Annotated in this window: 13 protein-coding genes; 4 read left to right on the top strand and 9 right to left on the bottom strand. The window is 61.7% G+C overall.

The features are described from left to right. Positions 1-376 precede the first annotated feature (376 nt). Both V1471_RS04815 and V1471_RS04820 read left to right on the top strand, forming a co-directional pair. Entirely contained in the window at positions 377-3130 is a 2754-nt protein-coding gene (locus tag V1471_RS04815; RefSeq protein ID WP_434287186.1) for a Hint domain-containing protein, read from the top strand. 585 nt (positions 3131-3715) lie between these two features. Continuing rightward, positions 3716-4372, top strand: a complete 657-nt coding sequence (locus tag V1471_RS04820) for a Hint domain-containing protein (protein WP_434287188.1) — start codon at positions 3716-3718, stop codon at positions 4370-4372. Positions 4373-4417: 45 nt separating this feature from the next. Here the strand turns inward: V1471_RS04820 and V1471_RS04825 are convergent, their stop codons facing one another. The 7 genes from V1471_RS04825 to V1471_RS04855 all read right to left on the bottom strand — a co-directional run bounded on the left by V1471_RS04825 (position 4418) and on the right by V1471_RS04855 (position 10653). Then, positions 4418-5005, bottom strand: a complete 588-nt coding sequence (locus V1471_RS04825; RefSeq protein ID WP_434287189.1) for a nucleotidyltransferase family protein — start codon at positions 5003-5005, stop codon at positions 4418-4420. A 184-nt stretch (positions 5006-5189) separates the two neighbouring features. Next, positions 5190-6488 (bottom strand): branched-chain amino acid ABC transporter permease, encoded by a 1299-nt coding sequence (locus V1471_RS04830; RefSeq protein WP_434287190.1) that lies wholly within the window; start codon positions 6486-6488, stop codon positions 5190-5192. Then, complete coding sequence (locus V1471_RS04835; protein WP_434287191.1) at positions 6485-7495, bottom strand: branched-chain amino acid ABC transporter permease; 1011 nt, start codon at positions 7493-7495, stop codon at positions 6485-6487. Before V1471_RS04835 ends, V1471_RS04830 begins: the two co-directional genes overlap by 4 nt. After that, positions 7495-7869: a hypothetical protein gene (locus V1471_RS04840; RefSeq protein WP_434287192.1), complete on the bottom strand. Its 375-nt coding sequence runs from the start codon at positions 7867-7869 to the stop codon at positions 7495-7497. Before V1471_RS04840 ends, V1471_RS04835 begins: the two co-directional genes overlap by 1 nt. A 1-nt stretch (position 7870) precedes the next feature. Next, on the bottom strand, positions 7871-8578 hold the full coding sequence (locus V1471_RS04845) for an ABC transporter ATP-binding protein (protein WP_434287193.1): 708 nt from the start codon (positions 8576-8578) through the stop codon (positions 7871-7873). Beyond that, positions 8575-9360, bottom strand: a complete 786-nt coding sequence (locus V1471_RS04850) for an ABC transporter ATP-binding protein (RefSeq protein ID WP_434287194.1) — start codon at positions 9358-9360, stop codon at positions 8575-8577. The genes V1471_RS04845 and V1471_RS04850 overlap by 4 nt, the downstream gene beginning before the upstream one ends. A gap of 117 nt (positions 9361-9477) precedes the next feature. After that, positions 9478-10653 carry an ABC transporter substrate-binding protein gene (locus V1471_RS04855; protein ID WP_434287195.1) on the bottom strand — a complete coding sequence of 392 codons (1176 nt, stop codon included), beginning with the start codon at positions 10651-10653 and terminating at the stop codon, positions 9478-9480. Positions 10654-10915: 262 nt separating this feature from the next. Between V1471_RS04855 and V1471_RS04860 the strand changes: the two genes are divergently transcribed. Beyond that, positions 10916-12001 (top strand): PQQ-dependent sugar dehydrogenase, encoded by a 1086-nt coding sequence (locus V1471_RS04860; protein ID WP_434287196.1) that lies wholly within the window; start codon positions 10916-10918, stop codon positions 11999-12001. 166 nt (positions 12002-12167) lie between these two features. Further along, positions 12168-13538 carry a class II 3-deoxy-7-phosphoheptulonate synthase gene (locus V1471_RS04865; protein WP_434287197.1) on the top strand — a complete coding sequence of 457 codons (1371 nt, stop codon included), beginning with the start codon at positions 12168-12170 and terminating at the stop codon, positions 13536-13538. Between the two features lie 49 nt (positions 13539-13587). Here V1471_RS04865 and V1471_RS04870 read toward each other — a convergent pair whose 3' ends face one another. Next, complete coding sequence (locus V1471_RS04870) at positions 13588-13992, bottom strand: GNAT family N-acetyltransferase (protein WP_434287198.1); 405 nt, start codon at positions 13990-13992, stop codon at positions 13588-13590. Between the two features lie 137 nt (positions 13993-14129). Further along, positions 14130-14876, bottom strand: a complete 747-nt coding sequence (locus V1471_RS04875) for a PAS domain-containing protein (RefSeq protein ID WP_434287200.1) — start codon at positions 14874-14876, stop codon at positions 14130-14132. Positions 14877-14890: the final 14 nt, after the last annotated feature.

Raw genomic sequence — 14890 nt, forward strand, 5'->3', positions numbered from 1 at the left:
ATTTGAGCACATTCCCGCCATTTTCCCTGTTCCTTGACCACGGTTTTGACATATCCAGAAGGTGCCCAACTGGGGGGCACCGAAGGCCACGGGGGCGGCCACGCAAAAAGACGTCCGTATTGGGAGGTCGACTGGCGTGACCGAGTGTGGAGAAAAGGTCGGGTTTCCGGCCTGCTGCTGCTTAAGGTGATGAAACGCCGACATTCATGGTGCTGCGCCATGGGGTCGGGGCTGTCTGGTCGTGTCTTTCCCATTACGAATGCCCTCGCGGGCAGTTTGCGTGCGCGGGCCCTGATTGCGAATGGATCGGAGCATCCGGTGCCATGTGCTTGTGTGACGAGGATGCCCGCGTGAGCGGTTGCAAAGGAGAGAGACGATGACGACGAAATATGATGATCGCTGCGACCCGACCGATCCGACCCCGACGACTCCCACGACAGATGGGATTGTTGAGGGCACCTCGGGTGACGATTATATCGACATCGCCTATACCGGCGACCCGGAAGGCGACATGATCGACAGCGCCGACGGGCTCAATGACATCGTTTATGCGGGCGATGGCGACGACACGGTGCTCGGCGGCGAGGGCAACGACACGATTTACGGCGACACGGGCGAGGTCTCGTCGAGCAGCTCCGAGACCTTCACCTGGGCCAAACTCTCCGACACCGATGGCGGTTACGGCACCGTCGACAATGGCGAAGACCTCGATGGCAAGACCCTGACACAGGACACCGGGGATGTGACCGTCACGATCACCACACCGGTCGAGGGCGGAGGATGCTCCACCTCCTACAACACGGTCGATTCCGATTTCTCCACCACGACGATCAACATCGATGGCGTCGAGGACGCGTCCGCGACCTCTTCGCTGAAATCCACCGCCGACGCAGGCGAGAGCGGGACCTATCAGATCGGCTTCTCCGAAGAGGTCGAGAACGTCACCTTCAACATCTCCGACATCGACGCCAATTACGGCACGGTGACCGTTCTGGCCTATGACGCCGAGGGCAACGCGGTTGAAGTGACCTACGATCTCGGCTCCGACCTGACCGAGAGCGGTGGCACCGTCTCCGGCACCGGCACGGACAACGTTTCGCCGACCGCCGACAGCAACACCGTGACCGTGACCATCGAAGGCCCGGTTGCGTCGATCGAGATCATCCATGCCAATACCGGCACCGGCACCTCGGTCGTCTACATCTCCGATGTGACCTACGATGTGGAGAGCACGGAAACCGGCGAAGGTGAGGGCGACGATACGCTGATCGGCGGCGCGGGCGACGATGTGATCTATGGTCAGGGCGGCAACGACACGCTGCAAGGCGACGAAGGCACCAACTATCTGTCCGGTGGGTCGGGCGATGACACGTTCATCGGTGGCGATGGCGCGGACACGTTTAACGGTGGCGCAGGTCAGGACAACATCGACTATTCCGGCTCCGACGAGGCGGTCTATGTCAATCTGGCCACCGGCGATCTGTCGGGCGGCGACGCCGATAACGATACGATCGAAGGTGGCATCGACGGGGTGATCGGCTCCGAATATGACGACACGCTGATCGGCTTCGACCAGGAAGGTACCGATCCGGCCGACACTTATACCAACGAATTCTGGGGGATGGGCGGCGATGACACCATCTCTGGCGGCGGTGGCGACGACTACCTCGACGGCGGTGACGGTCAGGATGTCATTGAAGGCGGTGACGGCGACGATATCATCATCGGCGGCTCCGACGGCACGCCGGATCGTGGCTATGGCCCCTATCTCGCCGACGACGCCGACCCGGACAATGACAAGGATACGCTCTACGGCGGCGCGGGCAACGACACCATCTATGGTGGCGACGATGCCGACTATATCGACGGTGGCGATGACGACGATTACCTCGACGGCGGTTTCGACGACGACACCATCCTCGGCGGGTCCGGCAACGATACGATCATCGGTGGCGAAGGCTCCGATACGATCTATGGCGGCGATGGCGACGACACGATCTATGGCGGTCTCGATCCGGCCTACCCGGACAGCCTGAACGTCCCGGACGACGAAAACGATTACGAAGTCGAGAACGGCAAGGACATCATCGACGGCGGCGCCGGCAACGATACGATCTACGGCCAGGACGATGACGACATCATCTATGGCGGCTCCGGCGACGATTATATCGACGGCGGCATCGACGACGATACGATCTACGCGGGCGCTGGCACCGACACGGTCTATGGCGGCGAAGACAATGACACGATCTATGGCGGTGGCGATAACGACGTTCTCGACGGTGGTGACGACGAGGACACGATCTACGTGACCTTCACCGACGTGACCTCCGGCGTCTACAACACCACCGTGCATGGTGGCGATGGCGGTGTCGACTGGGATACGCTCAATCTGACCGAGCTTCTGGCCGATGGCTGGGTGATCACCAACCATGTTCAGAACCCGGACAGCGACGGCAATGGCTATGACGGCCAGATCCAGCTCTATAAGGCGGATACCAACGAATACGCCAACATCAACTACACCAATATCGAGGAAATCATCCCCTGCTTCACCCCGGGCACGCTGATCGCGACGCCGAAGGGCGAGGTGAAAGTGGAAGAACTGAAGGTCGGCGACCGGGTCATCACCCGCGACAACGGCATTCAGCAGATCCGCTGGATCGGGCACAAGGCCCTGTCCGGGGCGGATCTTGCGGCGCGCTCCGACCTGAACCCGGTGCTGATCCGCAAGGGCGCGCTCGGGGCCGGTCTGCCGGAACGCGATATGATGGTCTCGCCGAACCACCGCATTCTGGTGTCGAACGAGAAAGCTGCGCTGCTCTTTGACGAGCACGAGGTTCTGGTCGCCGCGAAACACCTGACCCGGATGGACGGCGTGGATGTGGTGGAGGCCTCCGGTCTGACCTATATTCATGTGATGTTCGACCGCCACGAGGTGGTTCTGTCGGACGGCACATGGTCGGAAAGCTTCCAGCCGGGCGATTACACGCTCTCCGGCATCGGCGAGGAGGCCCGCGAGGAGCTTTTCACGCTCTTCCCGGAACTGGCCGAAGTGTCGACCCGTGGTGGGTTCACCGCCGCGCGCCGCATCCTGCGCAAACATGAGGCAGAACTTCTGGTTTCCTGAGCCTTTGCTGTTCGCTCTGACCGAGGCCGTCGGGGGCGTCGGCGTCGGTTCGTGACCGTCCCCCTCGGGGTAATCCCGGGGGAGGCGGTTTCGGTCTCAAAGGAGACGGCGGACGGTTCAAAATCGAGTGTTTCCTGAATATGCCCAATGGGGGCAGGCGTGCGAGTTTGTTTCGACAGAATCCCGCCCACTCTGATTTTGACTAAAATTTAGGCGCAATATTTTGCGACCTTTGTGACGGCATGGCACCGCAATTCTTGGGGCTTGTATGTCAAAATTCTTGGCAAACTCGAGAGATTGTTTCTTATAAAGAAACGCAAAACAACCATAAGTGGTTTTTGTCTTTCTGACGCATGTATAGGTGGTCCGCTTCGTGGGGCGCCTTGCATCGTGGCAAAACTATGGCATCCGCAAGGCGGAAATCTGTCTATGCAACCGCAGCATCCTGGTTTACTTTGGGTCAACTACTGCAATGCGCAGCATAAGATCCAAGGGTGGGCAGTCCTGAATGGATCGTATTCGAGACAAACGCACAAACCTCAGCCGTGGCGTGATCGCGGCCATAGAAACGCTACGGGGACTGCCATGACCACTTCCGGGGATACTTCTCAAGACCGCCATCACCATCCGCGTCCGCCGAAAGATGATCATTGCATCTGTTTTACGCCGGGGGCGCTGATCGCAACGCCACGCGGCGAAGTGGCCGCGGAAGCTCTGCGCGAGGGCGACACGGTGTTCACCCGGGACAACGGCGCCCAGAGCATCGTCTGGACCGGGCGCAAGGAGCTGACCGGTGCCGATTTGCAGCGGCAAAGCGACCTGCTTCCGGTGCTGATCGCCAAGGGCGCGCTTGGCAACGGCCTGCCGGAGCGTGACCTGATGGTCTCTCCGCAACACCGGGTGCTGCTGACGTCCGACCGTGCAGCGGTCTATTTCGAAGAGCGGGAAGTGCTCACGGCGGCGAAACATCTCGTCGGCCAGCCCGGGATCATCCGGGCGCGGGCAGAGCCGGTGAGCTACATCCATTTCATGTGCGACAACCATGAGGTGGTGCTGTCGAACGGGGCCTGGACGGAAAGTTTCCAGCCGGGGGCCTCCTCGCTTGGAGCGCTGGAGGCACGTCAGCGCGCGGAGATTTTCACGCTTTTCCCGGAGCTGGAAACCGAGGACGGGCTGACCGGCTACAACGCCGCGCGCAAGACGCTCAAGAAACACGAAGCGCAACTTTTGCTGGCGCAGTAAGCGCGGCTCCCGGAGTGCAAAAGGCGGCTTTCAGGGCCGCCTTTGTCACATCTGACGCCAGTCCTCCGGTGTGTTCACATGCAGGCAGGGGGATTCCGAGGGCATCTCCATCCGTTTCACCCCATGGCGTTCCAGCAGACCCTGCACACCTTCGTCCCCGGAGAGGGTTTCGAATTCTGGCAACAGGGCGGCAGGGAAGATCACCGGATAACCCAGACGCCCGCTCTGGCATTGCGCGCGCACGATGCGTGTCCCCCCGAAGGTTTCGAACAGGGTTACAAGCGTTTCAACATGGCTCGCGGTGATAAACGGCATATCCGCCATCAGGATCGCAAGCCCGTCGACATCGCGGTCGAGCGCGTAGCGGGCCAGCGCCTTGAGCGTGGCTGACAGCCCGGCCTCGGCGTTTTCGACCATGAGACAGGGATCATGCGGCCGCAATAGATCGCGCCGGGCGCGGTGATAGGGATGGCTCTCGGCGGGCAGGGCGACGACGAAGGGCAGGCCATGGGCGGCGGACACCGCGCGGCGCAACAGCGTATCGGGAGAATGCAGCGACGGCGGGGTCGAAAGTTTGTCGAAGCCCATGCGGCGCGATTGTCCGGCGGCGCAGATGCCTGCGAGAAGTTTCAAAATACTGCTCTCATGTTGGAGACCTCATGTTGGGGCAAACACGCCCGTGACACTGGAGATACGCGAGAGATGATAGGCGGCGACGGGGCTGTGCGGAAAGGAAATTCCAGCAAAGCCCCGTCGCGGGTTTTCAGGTGGTGGACAAATCCCCACCGGTTTATTTTTCGGGCAAAAGCCCGCAGGTTTACTTTTCGGGCAGAAGCCCTCGGGGCGAAAATCGCAGCACGACCAGCAAGATGATGCCCATCGTCAGGTAGCGCATGTACGCGACCCGCTCGATCAGCCCGGATTTCAGCGCCCCGTCCTCCATGCCGGAGGTCAAAAGCCCGACGATCCATGCGCCGATCGGTTCGACCTCGACCCACAGGAACCAGATCAGCATACCGCCCAGAACAGCGCCCCAGTTGTTGCCCGATCCTCCGACGATCACCATCACCCAGACAAGAAAGGTGTAGCGCAGCGGCTGGTAGGTCGTCGGCGTCAACTGGCCGTCCAAAGTGGTCATCATCGCCCCGGCAAAGCCGATGATCGCCGCGCCCAGCACGAAAATCTGAAGGTGCCGCCCGGTGACATTCTTGCCCATGGCTTCGGCGGCCACCTCATTGTCGCGGATTGCGCGCATCATCCGGCCCCAAGGCGACTTGAGCGCCAGTTCCATAGCGGTGACGATGATCACGATGACGGCGAGGAAGAACCCGGCATAGAGCAGTTTGACGAAAATCGACGAGCCGGTGACCGGGTCCATGCCGATCTTGTGCATCAGGTTCAGGAACCACTCCGCCTGTTGCAAGTCGATCTCATAGGGCACCGGACGCGGCAGACCGTTGACGTTTTTCACACCACGGGACAGCCAGTCCTCGTTTTTCATCATGGCGACGATGATCTCGGCAATGCCGAGGGTCGCAATGGCGAGATAGTCGGAGCGCAGCCCGAGTGCGGTTTTCGCGACGAGCCAAGCCGCCCCGGCAGCGAGCAGCGCGCCCACCGGCCAGGCCAGCATGACCGGAAGGCCGAGCCCGCCGAGATAGCCGGTGACGGCGGGGTTCACCGCTTCGATGGCGGCGACGGCCGGGTCGAACAGGCTGCGGAAGGCCCAGAGACCGACGATCAGGATCGCAGCAATGGCGATCCCGCGCACACGCCCTTTCGGCAGGCGTTTGAACGCCAGAGCGGCGGCCACGATGGCGATCACCCCGACCGCGAGCGCCAAAATCACCCGGCCTCCGCCTGCGGACCATGCGGCGGGAACGGGGGCCATGGAGGTCAGCACCACGGCCAGACCGCCCAGGGCCACAAAGCCCATGACTCCGGTGTTGAAGAGGCCGGCATAGCCCCATTGCAGGTTCACGCCCAAGGCCATGATGGCGGAGATCAGCCCCATGTTGAGAATGGAGAGCGCCGAGTTCCAAGATTGCAGAAAGCCCACGGCCAGAATGAGCACGGCCATGGCGGCGAAATAGAGAGGTGCGCGGTTCCGGGTCATATGTTTTGCCCTTTGAACAGGCCGGTCGGCTTGAAGATCAGCACGATGATCAGGATCGCGAAGGACACGGCGTATTTGTAGTCGGTGGAGAGAAGCTGCACCAACCCGTCGGGCGCCCAACTGTCGGGGCCGAGATAGGTGACGACCTTTTTGAACGCGTAGGTCAGCGTCACTTCGGAGAAGGCAATGACAAACCCACCCGCAATCGCGCCCAGCGGATTGCCGATGCCGCCGACGATGGCGGCGGCGAAGACCGGCAGGAGAAGCTGTTGGAAGATGAAGGGTTTGAACGACTTATCAAGGCCGTAGAGAGCCCCCGCGATGGTGGCCAGTGCGCCGACCAAGATCCAAGTGATGGTCACCACGCGCTCCGGGTTGATGCCGGACAAGAGCGCCAAATCCTCGTTGTCGGAATAGGCGCGCATGGACTTGCCGGTGCGGGTCTTGTTCAGGAACCAAAAGAGCGCCGCCACGGTGATCAGCGCCACGACCACGGTGATCACCTGCGTCGTCTTGATCGCGAGGCCTTCTTCGAGACCGGACCACGCCTTGAAATCCCGCGCATTCACCACGAAGCGCGCGCCATCGGCGAAGCGGCGGTCATCTGTGCCGACCACCATGCGCACCAGCCCGTTCATCACGAACATCACGCCGGTGGAGACGATGACCAGCATCACCGGTGCGGCTTTCACTTTGCGGTAGAATTTGTAGATCGTCTTGTCGGTCGCCAAAAGCAAAAGCGCCGTAATCACGATGCCGAAGGGCAGGGCGAGCAGGGCCGTCGGCAAGGGGCCGAGGCTGAGACCCCAGCTTTGAAACAGCCCGGTGATCAAGACCACCGTCATCGCCCCGAAGGACATGGTTTCACCATGGGCAAAGTTGGAAAAGCGCAACACGCCATAGATCAAAGTGACGCCAAGCGCCCCAAGTGCGAGCTGCGCGCCATAGGCGGTGGCGGGCACCACGACGAAATTGGTAAACGCAACCAGTGCGTTGAGAAGATCCATCAGACAACCTCCTGACAGATGCCGCCGAAGGGAAGCATATCGATCCCCGGCGTCGGGTCTTGGGTGATCACATCGACATAGCCGGTCATCAGACCGTCCTCGCGCAGGTCCCAGAACCCCTTGCTGTCGCTGTGTTGATAGCGGTGGGTGTCGGGGGCCTCGGCCGTGGTCTCGAAGAGACAGGTGGCGGTCTGCGCGCCTTCTTCGCGCAGATAGCGCGCGCAGCTCACCCCGTCGCCTTCCTCAAGGGAAAACCGCCACGGCGCACCGCCGCCTTGTACGATGACCGAACATTGTGCGCTGGCCATCAGTGCTGTGGGCAGAGAGGCGAGCAAAACGACTGCGAGTGTTTTCTTCTTTGCAAAAATACGCATGTCAGCCCCCCAGGAAGGTGCGTCGCACCTCAGGATCGGCCAGAAGGTTCGCGCCCGTGTCGGTATAGGCATTGGCGCCCTGCACCAGAACATAGCCTTTGTCCGCGATTTCAAGCGCTTGCCGGGCGTTCTGTTCCACCATGAGGATCGAGATTCCGGTCTTGGCGACCTCGATGATCCGGTCGAACAACTCGTCCATTACGATGGGCGAGACGCCCGCCGTGGGCTCGTCGAGCATCAGAAGTTTCGGCTTGGTCATCAGTGCGCGGCCCACGGCCACCTGTTGACGCTGCCCACCGGACAGTTCGCCCGCGTTCTGGTGGCGCTTTTCATAGACCGCCGGAAACAGCTCGTAGACCTGTTCGATGGTTTGCTCGTAATCGTCCTCACGGATGAAGGCGCCCATTTCGAGGTTCTCGCGCACCGACATGGTCGGGAAAATATTGTGGGTCTGGGGCACAAAGCCCATGCCCTTGCGCACACGTTCCTGAGGCGACAACCCGGTGATGTCTTCGCCGTCGAGATGCACGTGGCCCTCGCGCAGGTTCAGCATCCCGAAGACCGCCTTCATCGCGGTCGATTTGCCCGCGCCGTTGGGGCCGACAATCACCGCGATCTCGCCCTTTTGCACGGTCAGGGTGCAGCCGTTGAGAATGTCCGCGCCGTTGCCATAGCCACCGCGCATTTCATTGGCATGGAGGAAGGTCATTCCGCGTCCTCCGTTTTTTTGTTCTTCACACCGGTGCCGAGGTAGGCCTCGATCACCGCTTCGTTCTGCATGATCTCGTCGGCGGAGCCGGTCGCCATGACCTGTCCCTGCGCCATGACGATCACGGGATTGCAGAGCTGTTTGATGAAATCCATGTCGTGCTCGATCATGCAAAACGTATAGCCGCGCTCGACATTGAGCCGCTTGATCGCATCGCCGATCGTGTACAAAAGCGTGCGGTTGACGCCCGCGCCGACCTCGTCGAGGAAGACGATCTTGGCATCGACCATCATCGTGCGCCCAAGCTCCAAAAGCTTTTTCTGGCCGCCGGAAATCTCGCCCGCCTTCAAATCGGCGATATGGGAAATCGTCAGGAATTCAAGCACCTCGTCGGCCTTGGCCCGGAGCGCGCGCTCCTCGTCGGCGATGCGTTTGCGCCCGAACCATGTGTTCCAAAGCGTCTCGCCATGTTGGCCCGAAGGCACCATCATCAGGTTCTCGCGACAGGTCATCGAGCCGAACTCATGCGCGATCTGGAAGGTGCGCAGGATGCCCTTGTGAAACAGCTCATGCGGCTTGAGGCCGGTGATGTCCTCGCCATTGAAGAGCACCTGTCCGGAGGTCGGGGTCAGAACCCCGGCAATGCAGTTGAAAAGCGACGTTTTCCCCGCGCCGTTGGGGCCGATCAGCCCCGTGATGGACCCTTGCTCAAGCGTGAGCGAAGCGCCGTCCACCGCGCGAAAACCGCCGAAATGCATGTGCAGATCACGCACTTCGATCATGTGTTTCGTGTCCCCCTTGTGTGTTCCGGCCTCATTCTTTGCGGACCGGATAGAAAGTCAGCCCGGGACACGTGCGTGCGCGCGCCCCGGGCCGGATATCGTGGCTTATGCCCCGCCTTAGCGGATGTCCACCGTCTCGAACGCACCGTCGGTGACGGTGTAGTAGCGATAGGTGCCTGCGGCTTCGCCCGGTCCGATCAGCTCGACATTGGTTGCGCCGACATAGTCGATGTCGCCCCCGGCAGCGAGGATCTCAAGCGCTTTGCCAAGCTCACCCGGCAGGATCGGCTCACCCGGCGCATTGGCGATGTCGAGAACATTGGCGGCCACGGCTTCTTTCGTGGCTTCGCCGCCCTTGGCCATGGCCAGCGCGATCAGAGCCGCCGCGTCGTAGCTTTCGCGGGTGTAGGCGGATTGCACGTTGATGCCGGCGGCTTCGCCAAGCGCGTTGAACGCGTCGGTGCCTTCGCCCTCGGCCCAGGGCACGATACCCATGGAGCCTTCGACCACGTCGCCCAGATCCGAGATCAGGCTGTCGCCATACATGCCGTCACCCATCAGATAGGTGTCGAAGGCACCGGTGTCTGCGGAGGCCTGAATGATGCCTTTGCCGCCCTGGTCGACATAACCGAGCACGACGAGCACGTCACCACCGGCAGAGGCCAGTGCGGCGATCTCTGCGGAGTAGTCGGCTTTGCCGTCTTCATGCGAGGCGTTGATCGTGATCTCACCGTCATAAGCGGCGGCAAACGCGTCCGACAGGCCCTTGCCGTAGTCGGAGTTGGTGTAGGTCACGGCGGCGGAGGTGATGCCTTTTTCCTCAAGCACTTCGGCGAGGATTTCACCTTGGCGCGCATCCGACGGCGAGGTGCGGAAGAACAGACCGTTGTCTTCGACGGTCGAGAGACCCGGCGAGGTGGCGGAGGGCGAAATCATCACAACGCCGTTCGGCACGGCGACGTTCGACAGGATCGCGCCGGTCACGCCGGAACAGTCCGCGCCCATGATCGCCACAACGCCATCGGCGGTGATCAGACGCTCGGCAGCGGCAGAGGCCGCGGCGGCGTCGATACAGGTGCTGTCCGCACGCATCGGCGTGATGGTCGAGCCACCGAGGAAAGCGCCGGTGTCGGACACTTCCTTGAACGCCAGTTCCGCGCTTGCGGCCATGTCCGGAGTCAACGATTCAATCGGACCGGTGAAGCCGAGGATGACGCCGACCTTGACCTCTTCGGCATAGGCCGTGCCGGTCAGAAGCGTTGCGGCGGTGGTCGCCAGAAGCAGCTTTTTCATAAAAGAATTCTCCCTGTTTGGATCTTGTCCTGAGCGGGAGACTAGACGGGCCTTGACCAGATGGAAAGATATGCCGCTGCGTTTGCTGCCCGGATTTGGGGCGTTTGCTCAAAATCTGTGACCCCATGCGGGATTTGGTGGCGGGGCTCTCGCGCAAAGCGTGTGTGTTTTGGCGAAAATACGCCCCGACTCAGCGCTTGAGATGGATCGTAGCCCTCCTTGCGCTAGCTTCTCTCCAAGTGATTTACCTGTGAGTGTTCCGATGCTGCGTCTCATCCTGTGCCTGCTGAGTTTTGCCCTGCCGCTTCCGTCTGTCGCCTCTGAGCGCATGGCTGGTACGCGGGCGGTCGAGGTGACGCCGATGGTCACCGGTCTCGATGCGCCTTGGGCCATCGGGTTTCTGCCCGGTGACGGTGTCTTGATCACGGAAGTGGACGGGCGACTTTTATGGCTGAACGATGGGGCGCTGCGCGAGGTGTCCGGCGTGCCGAAGGTCTGGGACACAGGGCAGGGTGGCTTGCTCGATGTCATGGTGCCGCGTGATTTTACGGAGAGCCGGGAGATTTTCCTCAGCTATTCCAAGCCGATGCGCGGCGGGGCCGGGACGGCGCTTGGGGTTGGGCGGCTGATCGACGGGCGACTTGAGGGCTTTCGCGATCTCTTCGTGATGGAGAACGGCAGCCGCAAAGGCCAACATTTCGGGTCGCGCATTGTCGAGGCTCCGGACGGCACGCTGTTTCTCACCGTGGGCGAGCGTGGCGAGGGTGCCTTGGCGCAGGACCTGTCGCGTGCGAACGGATCGGTGCTCCGGCTCAACCGCGACGGCACGATCCCCGCCGACAATCCTTTCGTCGATCAAGCGGATGCCTTGCCCGCGATCTGGTCCTATGGCCATCGCAACCCGCAAGGGGCCGCCCTTGACGCTGAGGGGCGGCTTTGGGTCAACGAACACGGTCCGCAGGGCGGCGACGAGATCAACCTTGTGAAAAAAGGCGCGAATTACGGCTGGCCGCGCACCACTTACGGCGAGAATTACGGCGGTGGGCGGTTTGCGCCCACGACGCTGGCGGGCACCGAGCCGCCCGCACATCAATGGACGCCCTCGATTGCCCCCTCGGGCTATGCGATCCATTCCGGGCGCCTGTTCCCGGAGCTCAAAGGCGCACATCTGATCGGTTCGCTGAAGTTCGATTATATCGCAGTCTTATCCCCCGATCTCAGCCGTGAGACGCAGTGGCAATGGCCGGAAACCGGGCGTGTGCGGGACGTGACCGAAGCGCCCGATGGGGCGATCTGGTTCCTTTCGGTGATCGACGGGGCGGCCTATCGGATTGCGCCAGCCCGCTGAACGCATAAGAAATAGGCCGTTGCGACGCAATTGCGCGGCTTTTCGCGTCTGTTTTGGGTTTTCTCAGGGCCTGACACTCTCTATAACTCCGCAGACCAACCGTGTTTGCTATCGCTAACGGCTGCGCGGGAGGGAGGAGAATATCAACCGTTTTGGAGTAAAGACGATGACGGATTGGGTGAAAACCGCATGGCGCAACAAACCGCGTGTGCAGATGCCCGACTATACGGACGAGGCCGCGCTGAATGCCGTTGAGGCACAGCTTGCCAAATATCCGCCGCTCGTCTTTGCGGGCGAGGCGCGCACACTCAAACGCGATCTGGCGAAAGCGTCCCGTGGCGAGGCCTTCCTGCTGCAAGGCGGCGATTGCGCCGAGAGCTTTGCCGAGTTTGGCGCGGATCAGATCCGCGACACGTTCAAGGTCATGCTGCAAATGGCGATGGTCCTGACGTTCGGTGCGAAAGTGCCGGTGATCAAAGTGGGCCGGATGGCCGGTCAGTTCGCCAAACCGCGCTCGGCCCCGACCGAGACCATGGGCGGCGTCGAACTGCCGTCCTACCGCGGCGACATCATCAACGGGTTCGATTTCACCGCCGATGCGCGCATCCCCGATCCGCAGCGCATGTTGCAGGCCTATACCCAGGCGGCGGCGTCCCTGAACCTGCTGCGCGCCTTCTCCAAAGGTGGTTTCGCGGACATTCACCGTGTCCACGCCTGGACCCTTGGGTTCACGGAATCGGATGAGGCCGAGAAATACCGCGACATGGCGAACCGCATCCAGGATGCGCTCGATTTCATGAAAGCGGCGGGCATCACCTCCGAGAACAACCACGATCTGCACACGGTTGATTTCTACACCTCGCATGAGGCGCTTTTGCTGGAATACGAAGAGGCACTGACCCGCGTCGACAGCACCACCGGCGCGACGATTGCAGGCTCCGGCCATATGATCTGGATCGGCGACCGCACCCGTCAGCCCGACGGCGCGCATGTCGAATTCTGCCGTGGGGTGCAAAACCCGATCGGCCTGAAATGCGGCCCCTCGACCACCGCCGAAGACCTCAAGGTTCTGATGGAAAAGCTGAACCCGGAAAACGAGGCCGGTCGTCTGACCCTCATTGCGCGCTTCGGTGCGGGCAAAGTGGCCGATCATCTGCCGCGCCTGATCGAGACGGTGAAAGCCGAGGGCGCCAATGTCGTTTGGTCCTGTGACGCCATGCATGGCAACACGATCAAATCCGACAGCGGCTATAAAACTCGGCCCTTCGAGCAGGTGCTCTCCGAGGTGCAGGAATTCTTTGCCGTCCATCGCGATCAGGGCACGATCCCCGGCGGTGTGCATTTTGAGATGACCGGTCAGGACGTGACCGAATGCACCGGCGGCCTGCGCGCCGTGTCGGACGAAAACCTCGCCGACCGCTACCACACCGCCTGCGACCCGCGCCTCAACGCGTCTCAGTCGCTTGAGCTTGCGTTCCTCGTGGCCGAAGAGCTGCAAAAGGGGCAGACGCCGGAGAGCATCGCCGCCTCCGCGTAAATCATCACGAAATCAAGAAGTTGAAAGCCGGGCCTCGCGCCCGGCTTTTTTAGTCTCCGCGATGGAAGATGAAGCAATTCCCGACCGCCTCATAGCCCGCCGCCTCGTAAAAAGTCATCGCACCGGGGGCGGAGAGCAACAGGTGGGTCTTGACCTCCGGCGCTGCCTTGACGGTTTCTCGCAACAGCGCCTTGCCAATGCCACGGCCCTGAAGCTTTTGATCGACGGCGAGATCGGAACAATAGAGGCAATAGGCGAAATCGGTCACCGAGCGCGCCACCCCCACCAGATGCCCGGCCGCATCGCGCGCGGTGACGATCAGATCGGAGCCGGCGAGCATCTTGGCAATCCGCTGCGGCTGATCGACCGGGCGGCGTTCGGCCAAGGTCGAAGCGGTGAGCAGGGCGAGGAACTCATGGGCGGCAAGGTCTGGTTCGACGGCGTAGGTGATCATGGGAGGGCCTCCTGTTCTGGACAGAGAGGAGCATGCAGGCGCGGCGTTGAAAAGCAAAAAGGCGTGGCCCCCCCGGATACCACGCCTTTATGACCGCCTGCCTACAGTTGTTTTTTGTTTATTAGGCGGTGAGTGTCTCAGTCGTCGGTTTTCACCAGACGCAGAACCGGCTTGGCACGGGGACGCATCGTGTCTTGACGCGTCGGTTCTTGCCGCGGGGTCGCCTCGGTGCGGGGCGCGTCCGCATTGGCGTCGTCATAGGCGCGTTTGGCCTCGGCGAACCCGGCGGGGATCGGCGTGCCTTTGCCCGTGGTGTCAAAGCTCTGCTCCATCGGATTGCCCAGAAGCGGGCGCGACTGGACATCGGCCACTTCGAAACGGCGCGGCTGACGACCGATCTCGCCTTTCGACTGGAGACAGCCGAGGATGCGGTTGACGTCGCCGAGATCGGATTTCAGCGGGCAGAGCAAAAGCTGGGCATCCATCGCGCCGCGGCCGATGCCGCGTTCGGCCTTGAGCGTGATCGTGGTGATCTGCGGGGTTTCGAACACCGCTTCGAGCGCTTCGGAGAGTTTCGCCCGGCTTTCCGGCACGAACATGGCGGTCAGTGGCATGCCGCGGACTTCCATGCCCATGAGATCGGTGAGATGCATGCCCGCAAGACGGAACCGCGCCACGCCGGGGGCGATGCGTTCGAGGATGAAGGCGAATTCGAGGGCCGATTGCATACCGCGCGGGTCGATCTCGGAGCGCGCGGGCACCGGGCGGCCATTGCGCAGGCCTTCCCAATAGGCCTCCACGGTTTTCAGTGCCGGATATAGCGCCGCGCCCTTGCGGGGCATGAGGGATACGACATTCGAGCCACTGACATATTCAATTTTCATCTCGTCACCTGTTC

The sequence above is a fragment of the Celeribacter sp. SCSIO 80788 genome (assembly GCF_051054295.1).
Taxonomy (GTDB): domain Bacteria; phylum Pseudomonadota; class Alphaproteobacteria; order Rhodobacterales; family Rhodobacteraceae; genus Celeribacter.

What these genes read in the sequence shown, in the direction of transcription:
- V1471_RS04815 (WP_434287186.1), top strand. Translation starts at nt 377, where the DNA reads ATGACGACGAAATATGATGATCGCTGCGACCCGACCGATCCGACCCCG.
- V1471_RS04820 (WP_434287188.1), top strand. Translation starts at nt 3,716, where the DNA reads ATGACCACTTCCGGGGATACTTCTCAAGACCGCCATCACCATCCGCGT.
- V1471_RS04830 (WP_434287190.1), bottom strand. Translation starts at nt 6,488, where the DNA reads ATGACCCGGAACCGCGCACCTCTCTATTTCGCCGCCATGGCCGTGCTC.
- V1471_RS04835 (WP_434287191.1), bottom strand. Translation starts at nt 7,495, where the DNA reads ATGGATCTTCTCAACGCACTGGTTGCGTTTACCAATTTCGTCGTGGTG.
- V1471_RS04840 (WP_434287192.1), bottom strand. Translation starts at nt 7,869, where the DNA reads ATGCGTATTTTTGCAAAGAAGAAAACACTCGCAGTCGTTTTGCTCGCC.
- V1471_RS04845 (WP_434287193.1), bottom strand. Translation starts at nt 8,578, where the DNA reads ATGACCTTCCTCCATGCCAATGAAATGCGCGGTGGCTATGGCAACGGC.
- V1471_RS04850 (WP_434287194.1), bottom strand. Translation starts at nt 9,360, where the DNA reads ATGATCGAAGTGCGTGATCTGCACATGCATTTCGGCGGTTTTCGCGCG.
- V1471_RS04855 (WP_434287195.1), bottom strand. Translation starts at nt 10,653, where the DNA reads ATGAAAAAGCTGCTTCTGGCGACCACCGCCGCAACGCTTCTGACCGGC.
- V1471_RS04860 (WP_434287196.1), top strand. Translation starts at nt 10,916, where the DNA reads ATGCTGCGTCTCATCCTGTGCCTGCTGAGTTTTGCCCTGCCGCTTCCG.
- V1471_RS04865 (WP_434287197.1), top strand. Translation starts at nt 12,168, where the DNA reads ATGACGGATTGGGTGAAAACCGCATGGCGCAACAAACCGCGTGTGCAG.
- V1471_RS04870 (WP_434287198.1), bottom strand. Translation starts at nt 13,992, where the DNA reads ATGATCACCTACGCCGTCGAACCAGACCTTGCCGCCCATGAGTTCCTC.
- V1471_RS04875 (WP_434287200.1), bottom strand. Translation starts at nt 14,876, where the DNA reads ATGAAAATTGAATATGTCAGTGGCTCGAATGTCGTATCCCTCATGCCC.